The following is a 17,450-nucleotide window of genomic DNA, read 5'->3' on the forward strand; positions in this document are numbered from 1 at the left end:
CCACTGTCCAACATTTGTCAAAGATGGCCGAGCTGTCATCGTAATCGACAACCAGTAGGCCCTACGAATCAAGGAGTCGTGCTGCCGGATTGCCCGCAGCTCCTCCGGACTGAAAGTACCCCATGACACTTGATACGGCACGGTGTTCGGTCATCGCCATGATCGCCGGCAACGGCACGCCCCGGCGGCTCGCCTCAGTCACAAAGCCCGAGCGCAGACTGTGTCCACCAAAGTCACCCTCAAGCCCCGCCAACTTGGCGCGCCGCTGGACGATTTCGCCAACAGCGGCCGGTGACAGGGCAGGGCCGACCCGGAGTTTCCACAGCCGCCGAAAGATCGCCCCCTCGGTGATCCCGGCGGCACCCAGCCAGGCTTCCAGCGCCGCGGCTGCCCGATCGAGCACCGGCTTGTCCGGCGTCGAAGTGGCGGTAACGCCGCCTTGCTGGGTCTTGCTGTGCTCGAGGCGATAGATATACGCCTGCGGCCCGATCCGGCGCAGGTCGCGCAGATCGGCGGCGGCGATCTCGCTGCGCCGACGGCCGCCACTGGCGAAGCCGAAGCAAAGCAGGGCGCAATCGCGCAGGCCTTCCAGGCTGTCGTCGCAGGTGGCGAGCATCGCCTCAAGCTCGGCCAGGGTGATCGCGGTCTTCTTGTGTGGCCGCTCGCCGCGCTTGACCGCCGCCCGGCCCGCGCGGCTGAGCACTGTGCGGATCGCCGGCTGCTCGCACGGGTTCGGCAGCTGCTTAAGCCGGTGGGCGGTGGACAGCACCGCGACCCGATGGCGCACGGTGGCCAGGGTCCACGGGCCCGGCTTGGCCTTAAGCCCCGCGGCGACAAGCGCCTGGTCGACGGCCGGCGGCAGTTCCCAGGCCAGCTCGCCCTCGGCTGAGCGCCGCACCAGATGGTCGACCACAAACTGCAGCACGGCGGCTTCCGGCACCGGGAGCGCCAGTTCGATGGCGTAGCGGGCCGCGTGCCAGCCGGCCCAGTAGCGCAGGGCACTGGCGTAGCTGCGCGTGGTGTTGGCGGCCGCGGCCTCGGCGAGCAGTTCGCGCACCGCATCGGCCGCTTGCTGGGCCAACTGGATTGGCAGCGCCAAGCTGGAAGCGGGGTGGGCGAGGGGGGAAATCGTGGAAATATCTTTCATAATATGTAATGTATAATACGAAATAGGGTGTCTATCCACGATAATCATCACTTATCGCGAGTACGTCAAGGTAAGGGCAGGGCACTGATCAAGGGGACCGAGGTATGGCACGAGGCATCACTCAGGAGCAGGTCAATAGGGCCGCTGACGCCTTATTGACCGCCGGCGAGAATCCGACCGTGGAAAAGATTCGCGCAGCATTGGGGACCGGTTCACCGAACACTGTTACGCGCATGCTCGATACTTGGCGCGTCAACCTCGGCGAACGGTTGCATCGTCTTCAGTCGCTGCCCGGAATCCCGGCTGACGTGGGGCAGGCGATGGCCGAGCTGTGGCGTGTCGCGGTCGAGCATGCCGACCTTCTCCTCCAAGCACGGCTGAGTGACGATCGTGCCGCACTGACCGCCGCCGAAGCGCGTCTCGCGGATGAGCGCACTCGCTGGGCCGCCACCCTGGCTGAGGCCGAAATGGCGGTTGCCCAAGCGCAAGCGCGCCGGGAGCTGGTCGAACATGCGTGCGCCACATTGGATGGCCAATTACGGGACAGCCATGCCTTACGCGATGACGTGCTTCAACAACGTGATCGCGTACAGGCAATAACGGATCAGCAGCGCGCGGAGATCGAAGCACTACGTGCCGAGCAAGCCTTGCTGGGCACGGCCATGCGCATCGAACGCGAACAGCATACTGCGCATATGCGTGACGCAGAGAATCGCGCTCATCAGGAAGTGGACCGTGCACGCCAGGAAACCAAGTTGCTTCCCGGTCGTGCTGCTGCACTGGAAGCAGCACTCTCCCAGCAGAAGGTAGTCAAAGCATCATCCAAGGCGAGCAAAGCCAAATCACCAGCACGACCAAAGGCAACGGAACGGCGCAAGAAGTAGCCCCGGTCCTCGTGGCAGCAGGGAAGGGAGCAAAACTCGAGGGCCAAAGGATGCGTCTTAAATTAATATCTGCCTTGCTTTCGGAGCACTAAGACCAATGTCTCGACAACTCTTTTATTCCTCCCTCGCGAGGAACATGACCCAGGCAGCGCAATGAGCCAGCCGTTCGTATCCATGATCTCTTTTGATCTGAGTGAAAACCTTCGGCGTGAGGTTGTCAGGTTTGTTCGTATAAAACACGAAATTGACGACTGGGCACATTACGGAAAGCATCGATGGGCGATTCCAGAAGGACTTATTCGGGAAACCTCCAGCAACCCGTGGGACTTTGTACGAACACTGATCCCTTTTATTGGCAGGTCGGATTCGCAGGGCATGTCTGCATGGGTGCCGACTGAACTGGTGATCGGAGACAGTCACAACTGGCGATTTGAGCATCTGAATGCGACTGACCGAGAACATCGTCGTGAGATTGTGATGCATCCTGATCGCGCTGTTTACGGTGATCATGCGGGTGCAGAGTACGTTTTGATTAGTGGCCTCGGCATCGTTGCTAGTCACGAAGGGAAAAATCGTGTGAGGTTTCTCGCTGCCATGGGGGAGGAATTCATACCGGCATTTGTAACGAAGTGCGACTATCCAGCAGCAGAGCGCATCCGCACATATGAAATCGAATTCGGAGATCGAGAGGAAGTATGGGCGATCCTTGATGATCGATATTTACATCGGTTGAGTGCTCCTGGCTTGGTACTGCCGCTGTTACAAGCATACGGGGTACGCCATTCAAGAAGCTGGCCCGGAGAAATGCCAAAGCCCAGAGAAGTAATGGGTTATATGGATACCATGCAGGCGCAAACTTCTGAGCGGCTCGCTCACAGACCATTGGATCTGGAGGATGTCCGCCGCGAGCAACTCGTGGAAGAAACAGGAACGGATCGTGTATCCGTGGTTTTCACGGAAATTGCCACAATCCATATTGACTTAAGAACAATGGCGTATGCCCTCGGAACGATCGTGGTTTGTATCCTGGCTATCGGTCTGATCCCCTCGCTCCGGGCGTCTGGAATTATTGGTTTTCTTGTAGGGATTACTTGTTGCCAGGCGATCTTCGTATATATGCCGGTGTTCAAGGCAAGGCGCTGCGATTTATTCGACTGGCCTCAGCGCCGGCATCATCTACGCTCGCGGAAGTTGCCCTGAAAGACCGGAACCTCAAACCGTTGGCAGAGTGCTATTGATCGAGATGATCTAGCGTTGGAAGTTAGGAGCCATTGGCCAATTCGGTCATTGGCTTCCAATCGTTCATTCAATGCGGCTCATTCCGGCAATTCAGTGCCGGGCGAGATTTTCAGCAGCAGCATGGCTAGAACGATATTTGACATAATATACATTATGCGCAATTTAGGCGCGTCCGCCGCCGGGCTGGCATGGCCCTCGCATGGCTGCGTTCCTTGACTGCGACAGCCGAGTTTGTGCCGTTGCGGCATGTAGGCTGCGCCATTTCGACACCTAGAACTGGGCCATCACCTCTAAACGCACCGAAGACTGTGCCATTGCACGGCAACCCCGGGCTTCTACGCTGGCCCAGTCTTTGGTGCGTTTTGATGAAGCCCCCTATATTTGCCATCGGCGCATGTAGCTCGTGATTCTTTGGCGGCATTACGGCGCCACAGACACCGTACACTTCATTCTATGACCCATGCACCCAGTATCAGCGCAGCAATCGTGTACCGCGACAGCCTGCTTGAGAAGGCTCGTGCTGAAGCATGGCCTACCTCGGAGATGGCCGGTCGCCGGCTTGGTGCCCCCGCCGCCTCGGCATGCAAAGAGCTGGCTGCAAAAGAGCGCGCCCTTGGGCGGTTGCTGGGTGTCTGGTCTGCATCTGACCGGACGTTCTATCACCCGCCGTTCCAGTTTGCTTCCGATGGATCGGTTCATCCGCGCTTTTCGGAATTGCTAAAAGCACTGAGCCAAATCCCATCGCTCACCCATTCGGCAGACCCCGGGGGCTGGGAACGCCTCGGGTGGATGTATGAGCTCCGGGGCTCACTCAGTGAACTATCCCTGGCGGAGGCGGCCTCTTCCTCGGGTATCGCAGAGCGAGAAGGTCAGTTAGATACAAGAGCTCGAACACCGGCGGAAGTTTTCCCGATTGCTCCCGAAGCTGTTGTTGCGCTGGCGGTAAGCGATGCTGCGTGGGTGTTGGATCTGGAATAGCAGCGGCAGCAAGCGCCGCAATCGCATCAGTTGCGTAAAGCCATAGACGGCGCTGACGGCTCCTCCAATCAGCATCAATTGATCCGGCAGTGCGGGCCAGGCGAGTGTTGGGCTGATCTGGCGCTATTATGCGAAATAGATCGTATAAATTACTGATATATATGCATATATATATCATTTTTATATAGCCAATAATGGCACTTATTCGCTATCATGGGTCATCGGCGCCGCCTTGCGCGCCCCGGGATGCCCATCGTGACCGAGCCGACCACCCTTCCCCTTCGTGTCGTCGATGCACTGCAGGACCTGACCGCGGTGCCGGCCATTGCGCCCAACATCCACGCGCCGCGACCGGCGCTGGCCGCGTCCGTCGAAGCGGTACTCGAACGACTCGCCAGCTGGTCCGCGGACTTTGCGGAAGGTAGTGCGCCGGCGACGGTGAAGGCGGTGCGTTCGGACTGGACGCAGTACCTGGCCTGGTGCGAAGCCACGGGTGCCACACCCCTGCCCGCTTCCGTCGCGCAACTGGAAACGTTTCTGTCCGCGGCGATCGGCAAGGGGCGCAAGCGCGCCACGGTGGATCGCTATCTGTACACGGTGGGCCTGGTGCATATCGCCGCGGGCTTGCCGAGTCCGTCGAAGGATCCGGACTGGCCCGTCAAATGGAAGAAGCTGATCCGTCGCCTGAAAACGACCGGTGGACACGCACGCAAGCAGGCCGGTGAACTCGACATGGCGGGCATCGAGACCATCCTCGCGTCGTTGGGTGACAGCCCGCGCGATCTACGCGATGCGGCGTTGCTGTCGATGGCGTCCGATACGCTGTGTCGCGAATCGGAACTGGTGGGCATTTGGGTCGAGCACTTGCACCACAACCGGCGCCGCAACACCTGGTCGTTGCATGTGCCGTTCTCCAAGACCAACCAAGACGGCGCGGCACCGGATTATCGCTTTGTGAGTCTGGAGACGATCGCGCGCGTGCGCGCCTGGCAGGCCGCCGCCAACATCACGGAAGGCCCCCTCTTCCGCCCGACTGGCGGGCGACCCAAGGTAAACGGCACATCTATCGATTCGCTGTTGCCACAGGAGGTGGCGCGCATTTTTCGGCGGCGTGCAAAGGTCGCTGGACTGGAAAATGCCGGAGTCATTAGCGGGCATTCGGCGCGCATTGGTTCGGCGAATGACTTGGCGGAGCACGGGGCGACCGGGACACAAATCCAACAGGCCGGCGGATGGAAGACTGATCGGATGGTCACGTACTACACCCGACGATCCACTGCCGGCGTCAACGCCATGGCAGATCTTCGTTCGCGCCGTGCTGCGCTGTCCCCTGAGGATTCCTCCGGGCCTGGTCGCAACGATTGATTTCGCCCTGAAGCCCTTAGCGCAATCCGCGTGCAATGGCATGCAGGCGCGCCAATGTGCGTCCCAGCGGCACCCTCAGTGTCTGGTGTGCGTCCGTGATCCCTCCGACGAACTGCAAGATCTGAGTTGCCTCCTTGCTGTTCGCCTTGCCAACCACAGGCTCCAGAAACTGAGCGATTGCCGCCCCCCAGTCATCCCACTGACAGTGCACTCCGCACGCGGTAATGCCAGCGTAGAGCCGCAATCCCATGTCGAGTTCCTTTCTGCTGGAAAGGAACTCGTGAAACGCCGCTTTCATCGATGCGCGACGTGAATAGGTCACGAGGTGCGATAGGCGAAGGCACAGCGGATTCCACAGCTCCCGCTCATCCGCAGACACATCCAGGGCGACCAGTTCCCGCATTGCCACTTCAAACTCATCCCATATGCCGTCTGGAACTTTCCCCAGAAACGCCAGATGGGCTGAGGCGACCAGTCGACGATAGGCGGGTAGCTCCGCACTATTGAGCGTGGCTCGTAATTCCTCGAGCAGCGCACTGAGTAATTCTGGCGGTTCGACCGCCCCCTCCAGTGGCCCTGGCAACACACTAAAGAAAATCATCCGACGGGATTGGAGGGAACCCTCATGCTCACCAAACAGGATCTCTTTGAGCCTCCCCGAGCACTGCTCCCTATACCCTTCCAAAGGCGTAAGCACGCGACCGATTAGCTCTTGTTCAAGTTGCCCTGAGACGAACATAAAGCTATTCCAGCGCGGCTCCGTCACCAAGTCAGGCAGTGTCGCCGACTGGAATTGCGAAGCCGCTTGCTCACCCCACTGGCTCAACAGTGCCGAATCCAGGCCTGTCGAGAGGGCACATCGCTCAATGAGTGCCGCATGAGAAAAACTGATGTAACGACGCCAGAAAGGTGGGTAGCCTGCAAGCAGTCCGGAGCAATGCAGCACCTGATCGACCGCCGATCCAAGCGCAATGGTTAGTCGCAGTCGCCCGCCCTCCTGCCGCGTAGCCGAGGCAAAGGTCTCGACCACGTTGGTTAGAGGGTCGAGCAAATCCGTAAATGCATCATCTCGGGAAACTACAGCTTCAATGAGTCCCGTGAGCGACCATAGGTCTGCGACCGGAAGGAGTCGATCTATGAGATCGCGCACTTCCGCAGCGCTCAAGCCCTGGATTCCAGTAATGGGGGCCAGCCGGGGATGCGAAGACCACAAGAGCGCGTGGGATAGATCCTGCACGCTCGAAACGGGCCGCGCATCTACTTCCGACACAAACTCATCGAGCGTCCGCGCCTGGCCAATTGGCATGCCGAGGCGGGACCAATACCGAGGGGACAGTGGAATGAGCATAGGCGTGCTTGCCCCGCCCTGCGAAAACGCACTCTCGATCGCGCGGCTCATGCCAAGCACGGAGTCCCTTAGATCATTGTCCAATTCGCGAAAGCGCGAGGGCTCCAAGGGGGCGACTTGCACCGATGAAAACCACTCCGAGAGCTGCGCTTCACTCAATGCATGGTCGCTCGCCAATTCCTTTAAATAGCTCAATCGCACACTGGGGTCCGCTGCAACCAGGGCGGCGTGCTGTATGCGCACACGGCGCTCCGAGGCCGCATCGGTGCATTCGACGTCATAGCTTGAGATGCGCGTGACAGACCATTGCATCCCTTCGCCATCACGGATATTGATCGCCCCCGAATCACCAAGAAAGGTGTGTGCTGCCGCCTCATAAAGATGCGCGATATCAAATGTCGGCTCCCCTGCAACGTGAGCGATCACTTGAGCTGAACGGGTCAAGCCGAGCTTCTGGAGAAGCTGGTCGTCGTCGAACAGTTGTTCGCGAATAGTTTCCGGGAATTCATTAACAAATTGAGTGAATAAATGACCGGCCGCAGCCTTGAGTTTGTCGGGTGGAAAGTTCGGGTCTCGCTCGGCTATGTAGGCGTCCAGGCCATGAAAATGAAGCTTCAAACTGACACATACGATTTCAAGCACCCGAGGACGGGACTCCTGAAGTGGAGCCAGCATGGCGGTGTCCAGCCATGCGTTGTACTGCTCGCGTGATGATGCGGGGACCTCTCTGTTGAGCAAGAGCCGCCCGATGACGATCGCGTCAATTTGATCCATCCGATCCCCAGTCCATTCGCCGGGCATCTGAGCCAGGAAACCATCCCAGCTTGTAAGCGTGAGCAATAGGTCCGCTTTGGCGGGTGTTGCCGTGTCGTTGGGTGCCGTGCTCCACAGTGTGGTAATCGCAGAAGTCACCGTATCCAGGGTCGATAGCATCCAGTTGGCATCCAAGGGAAACCGGAAAACATTCGACGCCTGGGCTAGCAAGTAGTTTTCCCGAATGGCTCGGATACTCGACGACTCAACGAGTTGATCGCCGCGAAGCACGGTTCCATCGAGGGCGCGATCGAGCTCGTCTTCCACGACCGGAATGAATACGTAGCCACTACGCCGAAGTTCGTTTCGAATACCGATGTATTCGGAAGCATCCAAGGCGTCACGGCATTTCAGTGCCTCGATCACATCCAGTGAGGAAATAAAGGCAACGGTGCGTCCATCGGGATAGGAGAAATGACCATATCGGTTGGCGGCGCGATCATCAACAACAATGGCCTCGACCTTTGCTTCTGGCTCCAGAGCCTGGAGCATGAGGAATCTGCGAGTTTCAGCACTGCTCTCGGGCGGTGCTTCTTCGGCGGGCCTCCAAAGAAATTGGACCTTTCCGGCTTTTTGTCCCTCAACCAAGAATCGTCGAATTTCTTCCAGCGCTTCTTCCAGCTTTTCTTCCGAATCGGCCTGCTGTGACAGCGCAAGCGCTTCACGTTGCGTCTCCGGGTGGATCCGCAAGCGAAACATCTCTCCTGCACTTTCCCAGAGACCTAGCGTGTGCAGGTGGGCGACGGAGACATCATCCAAGTACAACAAAGCCCCAGGGGCAATCGATTGATCAAATGGCCAGCCAGTGTCGTGCCCGCGTAGGAAATGGCTGCTTCGTTCACGCTGGCGATCATCAAGCAGGCTGCTTTGAGCGAGCGCAGCAACGAGTTCGTGTAAGCTCCGGAGTACCGAGGCGTGCGCTGACAGATCTGCTTCTGCGTGGCCCAATGAGCCCATCAAGTGCACTGGCGCAACTCGAATTACGTAAGCGTCGGTCCCCGTTGACCGATCGACCTCTGCGGCGTGGATTAAGTCGGCGAGCTCACTACCTACGGCTGCAACCAAGGAGTGAGATGCTCGCCCGTCAATCTGCGCCAGATGGACCGCCTGGGCTGCGATACGGTTGAGCAACTGTTTGGCGTCAAAAATGCGACTGGGCTGATGAAACTTGATCTCGCGTTGCTCCTCGAAGAGCCACGCACCGATCATGTGGGGAACCCATATTGCGTCAAAGGAACTCAGTACCTTGGGAAGCAATCCCAAGTAGGCCAGAGTAAGGAAAGCCGTCTGGTCGATCGCGATCTTGTCAGGCACTTGTTGGGGGTCTGGCTTACGTGCGCCCGCAAAACAGCCTACAGGTTGCCGTTTGGCGAAACTTGACTCGCGCCGATTGGCTAGTGCCGTTCCAAGCACGATCGACGTAAGGGGGCGACTTAACTGTTGCGCCACAAGGCCCAGGTAAATCTCACCCTTGGCTAGTCCTTCATTTAACGCGTTGACGCGTTGATGCCATTCGGGGGCCATTGCGATCAAGTCTTCCAGGCTCTTGGCCTGCACTGGTCCCTCTGGTCCGGAAAGTTCGATCGCGCGTTGCATCCAGCGCGCGGCGCTGGATTCATTTTCCCATCGCCCGTTAACGGCAAGGGTGTAACAGCCAAGCATGACGCCGACATCATTCTCACTCTTTGTCGCCGCGGCGTAGGTCAGGCGCTTAGCCGCCGGGAGTCGACCCAGTGCGACCGCCAGATTCGCGAACATGAGCTGCTCGGTGGCGGGCATCTGGTCATCCAGGAGGGCATTTTCGAGCATCACGCCCAGCGCATCCCAATCACCGGACAGCACCGCCACCTGGACCTGCAATGTGGCCGGATTCACGACGACATTCGGATGCTCAGCAACGATGTTCTTTAGATCCTGCCAGCGACCATGGAGGAACAGTGCCTGGAGGTAATCCCCCAGCAGTTGATTCGACTGATTTCGATAGGTGTCCTGGTCCTCAAGGAATCGCTCGATGGACCGCCAGTCACCCTGCTCTTTCAGTAAGGCGACTACCGCCTCCGCATCGGCTACGTTGTGAGTGTGCGCAAAGAGCTCTGTCGCCGCCTTCAAGGCGGCGGCTGGCCGCCTCAGCTTCTGATAGAGAGCCAATCGATTGCGGAGATTGGCAATTGGGTCGCCATCCGTTCCTTCAAGTACGTCGATCTCGGCCCGTTCGGCATCCGCAATCTCACCGATTTCGATCTGTAACCTTGTAGCCAATGGGCCGGAGATGGCGCTCGCACGCTCCAGTGCCTCCTTAGCGGCCTCTATCCGGCCGGCCCCGGCCAGTGCCTGTATTTCCAAGTATTCGAGAGACGCCGTCGTAAAATGCGGCGTCAGCGCGTCGCGAATGACTCCCAGATTATCGACCCATTCGGCAGGCGGCATGGCGATCGCGAGTGCGAGCCTGGCTCGAGCGTCCAGGAAATTGATCGAGCCGTATCGGGCACTGCGCTGGTCGATCTCCTCTGCTTCCCGTGCAATGTCGAGAGGTAGGCGCGCCATGAGCACAAGTGGAATCCAGCGCGAATTGTGCCCAGACGACTCCCATGCGGCGGCAAGCTCAAGCGTGGCCTCGACTCTCGTTTGCTGATCGCTCAATCGCAGCCAAAGGCTGTACTCGACGGCGGCATCTTGTTGATGCGGAATGTCCAAGCTGCCCGCCGCGTCCGCAAAACGCTGAAAGAGGTCAGCAGACCGTTGCCGCGCCAACAAGGCGCTCGCATCGGCGCGTAGCGGCACATCGCGCGTCAACGGTACGCCGTCCAGGGCGAGACTCTGCAGTGGGTCGGAGATGCTATTGGCCAGTAAGGTAATGGCCGTTCCCCAGTAAAGTGCGGGATATTGTTCGAAGGCCTGTTCGGGGATCATGCCCGCCCAGTCGGTAGCATCGGTCCATTGTTGCCGCTGCAAGTAGTCCCATAGCACCATGAAGTTGCCATCAGGATCAAAATCAGTCGGCTGTAAGTTGGCCCGCTGGAGCCACTCAAATGGATTGACGTCCGCTCGTCGATGGATGAGGTAACGAATGGTGTTGGCGGCCGGATCGGTCCGATGCAGGATGGATTGCAGCGCGGCTTCCGAGTCGGTCTTCCCAAGCAAGAGCGCCTGCACGAGCTCAGTGTTGTCGGAGCCACCGAGCGAGATGGCTTCAAGGAGGTAGCGCCTGGCCGCATCCGCATCGAGCTCAGTCATGAGCCTGGCGCACCAGCTCAAGACTAGACTTCGTAGCGATGGTGCAACCAGGGCAAAGGGCCCGTCCTCGCGCACATCTGCCGCCAACTGATGTGTGGCGGTCTGCAGACCATCCCCTAAAAAAACTCGCGATTTGCGAAGTTTCGTCAATCGAAGCTCAATTTCACGGTTGAGCGGCCCAACGTGCGCGGTGCGAGCGAGTGTGGCATCGCGTTTCAATTGTTGATATTCCGCAGCCGGAATGGTCCTCGCTACGGCGGGCTTAAGGAGTAGCGCCAGTTGGGTGCGAGTGAGTCGGCGCAGGGCCTTTTCAGGATTGAAGGATGTGCGAGTGACTGCGTCGATTACCATGGCAGTCAACGCCGTACCATCCGTCCACGGCTGGCCAAGCTCATCGTGGGCAAAGGCCGCAATCCGATCGGATAGTTCGGCCTGCAATAGAGGCGATCCTGGCTCGTTGGTAGCCCACGCGATGGCGTTAATCAGTCCTTCAGTAATTTCCGCCACCGAGGTGCGCGCAAGGTAGCGGCCCAGCGAGCTGTCCGGTGCTGCCAGTCGACGAAGAACGTCGATCAAGGGCACAGCATCCGCGCCTCGCTGGACGTCACCCCAGTAGCGCAATCCGCTCTCATCCGCGGGACGGTCCTCGGGATGTTTTTCGGAAATGATGCCGGCCGTGGTCCGATAAACGAAGGACAAGCGATTGCCGGGGTTCTTTTCGATAAGGTCTACGGCTCGCTGCAGGAAGGGCAGCGCGCTGACCAAACTCAGTCCGGCCGCGACATCCCGAACCTGATGGACTTCCGTCCGACTGGGCGAAGCTACCGCCAAATCTTCGGCTACTTCAACAAAGAGTACCTGATCGCTGCGAAGGCCAACCCAGGCAAGCGCAGTGACAACATCCTGGTAGTAATAGCCGCGCTTGCTCGCGGACGCATCGGTGCCTGGGATACCTTCAGGCGGCCTCAAGCTCGGCATGGACTGGCTCCGGAGATGAGTTGAACTTGAATGAGGCCCTCAGCTCGGCGTAAACCGCCTGCGCGCCTTTTGCCGTGGCTGGCAGATACAGGCGCTGCGCACCGGAGAATCCCGTGGCGCGGCCAGACTGCCGTTCAACAATTACCGGGGCATCAAACTTCTCGAACTGGCTCTTCAAGAACGCCAGCACCTTGTCTACCGCTGCCAGCGCCTCGCCTTCCGACTGGAGCAAGGCGCCCGTGATGGGATCTACCGCTCGCCACCCCGGTAGAAGTCTCGCCAGGACGTCGTGGCCAAGTGGGGTCAGTGAGTAATAGCGCGACGCTCCCTTACGCACGGATTCCACCAATCCGCCAGCCTCAAATTTTTGAATAGTTCGATTGAAGTTCCCGCGATTAGCGCCGATTTTGTCGGCAAGATCGCCTTGGCTCGCCGGCGTAGACAGGCGATTCAAAACAGCGATCTGATGCAGTGCCCTCAACCCTTGCGCTGACTGCCGCACCAGGTGGACGGCGTCGCTCAGTTGACTTCGCTGAGCGGCGGTGCTGAGAAGCGTCATGAAGGACGTGGCAACGCCCAGCTCGAAAGACGCTACGTGGATCGATTCGCCGGCGTCTCGAAGCTGGTCACGAATAGCAGATCGGGCCTTTCTCGCCTTCAGCACGAGATCGTCCAAGGCCGCCGCCTGGGGTCGGCTTAATACTCGAAGCGTGGGTTCGAGGAGCGTAGCGAGTGTCTGCGAACGGGGTTGCATAGCGCATGCTACCTCACAATTGTCTACAATTGTACGCTACTACATGGCACGATCAAGAACGCCCAGCCACGCGATTGGAAGCCCCTGCTCGTCCTTAAGGGCCTCCCAGCGAGGCACCGTCCGCGGAGAGGCCCGGACTTCGCTGTACTGCCAGTGGTCTGACCGATGGGCGGCATCCAACAGTGCGCCCGAATTTGCCACCACGCTGGTGGCGCCGGGATGACGGACGTAATGCATGGCAGCATCGTTGATCCAGCCTTGGGCGGGGGGCGCCGGGCGCGGGCCGGACATCACTGGCACCCACAGTGCAGTGATGTCAATGTCCGCCAAGGTTGCTCGATGCGGGCGATCCTGAATGAAATCCTCGCACGTCAGAACGACAACGCGCATTGCGGCCGAGAGGTCCGCCACCACAATTGTCCGGGGCTCTACCGCGATCTGCTCGTCCCGATCCTGGACATCATCCTTGCCGAGTGGGTGCCCGGCCCGGCCCTGCTCGTCGGCGGTGAAGCGATAGGCATGAAGCTTGTCCTGGGTCCATAGCTCGACGCCATCGGAATCCAAGAGGACCGCGCGGTTACGGGGGTGGCCATACTCATCCTGGGCCATATAGGTCCCCGCGAGGACCATGGCGGGGGGCGTTAAGCCCTGCCCCTGCATGCGGCCAAGGTGGCCTGCGATTGCGGCCACCAGCCGCGGCCCCGACACGAGCTCAGGCAATAGCACAAGGTCTGCGCCTTGCTCCGCTAGCCAGTTCAGGGCCAGGCACACACGGCTCGCCACCAGATCCGCCGGCTCGGTCTCGGCGATCGAGTAGCGATCTTCCCCAACCTTCGACCAGACAAGCTCCCCGGCCGAATGAATGGCGGGGATGATACCGATGCGCCTGAATTCACCGCCCTCGGAAGCCAGGGTGTCGAACAGTGGCTGATAGTCGAGCGAAAGATTCGGGCCAGTTCGCACTACCGTCAGGAAATCCAACAACTCCGACAGACTCGACTGGCCGCGCACCTCAGGGAACATGTGACGCGAGGGGCGCGGAAATACGTTCAGGTCTCCGTGCCGCATGAGGGGCTCTCCCCGCCAAAGGCGGGACCGCAAGCGAGCCAGTCCGGGACTGTCATCGGACGAAAGCGTGTCGGCTGAGTGCACGCCCAGAAAGGCGCTATCAAGGGTGCGGAGGGTCAGAACTAGGTCTCTGGAGTTCTCCGCTGACATCCGCCCTGCGGCAGCCACCGCATTAAGGACCTCACCCACGCCACAAAGCTCCAGCAAGCCCGCAACCGGAGTTTCATCGTCGATGGAGCGTCGAAGGGCATCCTTCCAGGCGTGTATATGCCGGTCCGAACTGACCCCTGTGACCGATCTGTGGCCCAAGGGGGCCCAGCCAAAGCGCCCATTGGGGGACTCGTCTAAAAACGCGTATAGCAATACAAAGGCGCGTTCAGCGGTTGCGCCCCGATCGAACTCTTCACGCAGCGCCACCGCAGCTTCGGCTAGCGGCACGTGAAACCCCTGACAATTAGGCTGATTCTCGCCATTTCCGTATCTGCGCAGAAGGAAAGTGAACGCTCGATCTATTCCACGATCAGTGATTCGACCTTCGGGACATGCTTATCGCCAGTGGCAAAAATGTCCACCCCTCCAGACTGCGGGTCGCCACCTTATCCCTCGGCAGCCTCCTTAGCTGGCAAAAGGGTTTGCCAGCGGATGGGCACGCGGGCATCGACGGATTCCTCCAGCGCAAGCATTCCCTCCATGCTGGGGTGATCCTCAACGGCTAGAGCGACGAGAGCCAAACAAGCATGCATATCCCCCGCACATCGAAATCGCTCCGCCAAATCCAGCGTTATCGCGACTTCGAATACCGCGGGGAGCCGCAGACCTTTGGCGCGCGACCGACGAACGAGATAGTCCTGCAGGGTTTTCTCGTGGACGGCCAGCGGCCAGGTAGGCAACCGATCGGTAAGCGCGTGTGCAACAAGAGACTCTGCGCCTGGCGACCCGAGTTCCTCCCGGATGAATCTAGTCATGACCGGTGAGGTCGGCGCTCGATGCTCCTCTGGCACGCAATGATTGAACAGTAAATGCAGGGCCAGATACGGAAGGCGCTGTGCCCTCTTTAGGCTGGGCGCCACCGCGCTCGCTGCGGCAAGCACTGGGCGAAGATCCGTCACGACGGCGTTCGGCAGACCCAGCAGGCACTCGGCCAGTTGCGATAGGAAACCCTCGAATCTATCGCGACCTTGCGATGAAAGATCCCCTTTCGCCTCGCCGACCCAGTACTGCGGCGCTAAGCGCATTTGAATGATGCCGCTGCGCTCCCCATGATAGCTGTAGGGCTCCGTTTCGAGCGTCGGCTGGCGCATCACAAATTCAATGATGACGTCGCGCATGAGGCGCGATAGCCCCTGAAGTGTGAGGTGCGTTGAGCGGTCAACGAGCGTGGCCTCACCAAACGCGTGCCCCAGCGTCACAACAGCTGGCAGGCGCTGCAGTTGATGGACATATTTCGAGCGCGCCTGATAGGCATTGCGCAGCGCCTCATTCAACTCCCCGCGCCCCAGGCGAGGGCCGTCGGCCGAAATTGGTGCGCGAAAGTACGCCGGCGTTATGTTTGCAGTGACAAATTCACGAAAGCGCCGAGCCAGCGCCACGTGCTCCGCCTTGAGGATCGCATTTCGAACCTTCAGCGCCAACGCCTCGTCAGCCCCCGTCAGCGCTTCGTCGACCGCCAGACGCTTGCCTTCGTCTACGGACTCCCAGTCACTTTCGTGGCCATCGAAGTCCTGCGCCAGCGACTCAACGGATGCCACGAGCAGCGTGTAGGCCAACTCAAGGTCGTCGCCCACACGATGCATGGCGTTGACATAAGTCCGGAGCGAACGCATCACGCCAAGAAAGGTTCGTCGCGGCAAGGCAAGAAGCTTCTCCGTGAATTGGGCTAGAAACCTCAATTCATCGGGCCGGCACCAGACCTCGTGATCAAAGAAGCGTCGAACGAGCTTTTGCGGAGCGACGCTTGTATTCACCCCGCGTTGATCGCTGGCCAGCCGGCGCGCCAGATCAATGTCAGGTGTGCACAGGCAGTTCAATGCGAATGACACCACGACTGCATAGTCTCGAAGATAGGGCCCCACGCCAGAGGAGATGAGCGTGCCCGCCCCTTCGTCATCTCCCTCCATGGACTCTGTGAACTCATATATCACCACGTTCGGGCGGACAGATTGGAGGGATGAAGGAAGCAAGCGACCAGCGACTGCCTCCAGGTCAAGTTCGTCAGAGATCACGGCATTGGTGTAGAGCGCGCCGCGCAGGCGGTTCTGGCGGCCCACTGGCGTAGAAAACAAGCGGCCCGTGGCGATCTGCAGCATGGATCTATCCTTCAGCAAGGGTTAGCAAGGTTTTCGCTGCACCCGGTTCAAGCCGGTCGGCCCACTCAAATCCCGGGCATGCTCATCTGACGCGCTGGCCGGGCAGCTCTGGTGCGCCATGATCATGGCCAGCACCAGCCCTTCGTGAAATTAGGTTCATTGCGAATCCTTATTCTTTGGTCGCCGAGGCCTGTTGGTCTTTGCTGCAGACACTTTACCCGTTGCACGGTTTGGGCTGGTCGCTTGTGCGCGCCGCCACCGACTGACGGCCGCCTCGAGGGCGGCCACCTGCCCGGCCTGATGGGCGGCCGCCTGTTCGGCTGACCGTGCGGCCGCCCGCAGGGCGTCACACTGCGCCATGAGCTTTGCAACCTGCTTTTCGTGCTCACGTTGCGTCCGCTCCTGTTGCTGCCTGAGCGCCTTGATCTCCAGGCGAGCCTGATCCACCTGCTGATGCGCGCGGTCTTCCACTGAGCGGATGTGCGCTTGCGCGGCCGCATGGTCCGCCCGCAGCGCATCAAGCTCCGCTTCCCGGCGCCCGACATGGATCTGCAGGTGATCGCGCTGTTGTCGCGCATCGGTGACTTCGGTGGTGAGGCGGTCGACCAGGCCTTGGCGTTCGGCGAGTTGAAGCTCGCCCTGAGTCAGCTTGTTGGCGCCTTCGGCGAGATCGGCTTGCGCTTCGGCGAGCGCGATTTCCCACAGCTTGCGCTCCTGCGTCAGCGACGTTTGCTCGGCGAACAGGCGGTTGTGCTCCTCCCGAAGTGCGACCTGCGCGGTCGTGTCAGCGTGCGCGAGCGCCAGGCGCCAGGCTTCCGCGAATGCCTGCGCCACCTCGCCCGGTAACTCCGGCAACAACGCATGGCCCTTTAGGCGTTGTGCTAGGTGCTCCCACCACTGCTCCAGCAGCTGACCCACACGAGCCGGACTGCCGCGGCCGAGCTCCGTACGCACGCGCTCCACGGTCGGCCGTTCGCCCCGGGCCAGCACGGCATCCGCGGCGGCCCACACCTCGTGTTCCGGCACTCCATTGGCCATGCCCTGCCCCTTGCGTCGATTAGGTCTGATAATGGCAGTTTATCTGACCTTATCGGCAAAAATCTGTATTTTTTATACGGTGTACATAATGAATTATAGGCCTTTGACGCTCACCGAGGCGATCCCGCCGCTGGACCTGGCTACGCTGGACGCCGCCGCGGCTTTCGTGTCCGCCGGCACCGCGGCGAACACCGTGCGAAGCTACCGGCCTCACCGGCGACCATGTCGCGCGGATGGTGTAGCGTCGCGCGACCCTCACCGGGCGGGACGGCGATTGGGCCGCGCATAGCTTGCGCTC

At 60.0% G+C, this 17,450-nt stretch carries 10 protein-coding genes; 4 read left to right on the top strand and 6 right to left on the bottom strand.

What is annotated here, in order from left to right; all coding sequences use genetic code 11:
- Positions 1 to 61: 61 nt before the first annotated feature.
- A complete protein-coding gene (locus tag QMG46_RS15290) occupies positions 62 to 1,147 on the bottom strand; it encodes a site-specific integrase (RefSeq protein WP_281848691.1) in 1,086 nt (361 codons plus the stop codon).
- Between the two features lie 104 nt (positions 1,148 to 1,251).
- On the opposite strand from QMG46_RS15290, the gene QMG46_RS15295 reads away from it, so the two are divergent.
- The 4 genes from QMG46_RS15295 to QMG46_RS15310 all read left to right on the top strand — a co-directional run bounded on the left by QMG46_RS15295 (position 1,252) and on the right by QMG46_RS15310 (position 5,613).
- Positions 1,252 to 2,031, top strand: a complete 780-nt coding sequence (locus QMG46_RS15295) for a DNA-binding protein (RefSeq protein WP_281848692.1) — start codon at positions 1,252 to 1,254, stop codon at positions 2,029 to 2,031.
- A 153-nt stretch (positions 2,032 to 2,184) separates the two neighbouring features.
- On the top strand, positions 2,185 to 3,231 hold the full coding sequence (locus QMG46_RS15300; RefSeq protein WP_281848693.1) for a hypothetical protein: 1,047 nt from the start codon (positions 2,185 to 2,187) through the stop codon (positions 3,229 to 3,231).
- Positions 3,232 to 3,723: 492 nt separating this feature from the next.
- Positions 3,724 to 4,248, top strand: a complete 525-nt coding sequence (locus tag QMG46_RS15305; protein ID WP_281848694.1) for a hypothetical protein — start codon at positions 3,724 to 3,726, stop codon at positions 4,246 to 4,248.
- A gap of 255 nt (positions 4,249 to 4,503) precedes the next feature.
- The gene (locus QMG46_RS15310) at positions 4,504 to 5,613 is read left to right on the top strand and encodes a tyrosine-type recombinase/integrase (protein WP_281848696.1); all 1,110 of its coding nucleotides are present in this window, start codon (positions 4,504 to 4,506) and stop codon (positions 5,611 to 5,613) included.
- A 16-nt stretch (positions 5,614 to 5,629) separates the two neighbouring features.
- On the opposite strand, the gene QMG46_RS15315 is transcribed toward QMG46_RS15310, so the two are convergent.
- The 5 genes from QMG46_RS15315 to QMG46_RS15335 form a co-directional block, all read right to left on the bottom strand.
- A complete protein-coding gene (locus tag QMG46_RS15315) occupies positions 5,630 to 11,986 on the bottom strand; it encodes a tetratricopeptide repeat protein (RefSeq protein ID WP_281848697.1) in 6,357 nt (2,118 codons plus the stop codon).
- Positions 11,964 to 12,662: a winged helix DNA-binding protein gene (locus QMG46_RS15320; RefSeq protein ID WP_281848698.1), complete on the bottom strand. Its 699-nt coding sequence runs from the start codon at positions 12,660 to 12,662 to the stop codon at positions 11,964 to 11,966. Before QMG46_RS15320 ends, QMG46_RS15315 begins: the two co-directional genes overlap by 23 nt.
- Before the next feature lie 117 nt (positions 12,663 to 12,779).
- Positions 12,780 to 13,808 (bottom strand): carbon-nitrogen hydrolase family protein, encoded by a 1,029-nt coding sequence (locus QMG46_RS15325; protein WP_281848699.1) that lies wholly within the window; start codon positions 13,806 to 13,808, stop codon positions 12,780 to 12,782.
- Between the two features lie 596 nt (positions 13,809 to 14,404).
- Positions 14,405 to 16,114, bottom strand: a complete 1,710-nt coding sequence (locus tag QMG46_RS15330; protein ID WP_281848700.1) for a hypothetical protein — start codon at positions 16,112 to 16,114, stop codon at positions 14,405 to 14,407.
- Between the two features lie 156 nt (positions 16,115 to 16,270).
- The gene (locus tag QMG46_RS15335) at positions 16,271 to 17,152 is read right to left on the bottom strand and encodes a DNA-binding protein (RefSeq protein WP_281848701.1); all 882 of its coding nucleotides are present in this window, start codon (positions 17,150 to 17,152) and stop codon (positions 16,271 to 16,273) included.
- Positions 17,153 to 17,450 lie beyond the last annotated feature (298 nt).

This window comes from Dyella sp. GSA-30 (genome assembly GCF_027924605.1).
Classification (GTDB): Bacteria; Pseudomonadota; Gammaproteobacteria; order Xanthomonadales; family Rhodanobacteraceae; genus GSA-30.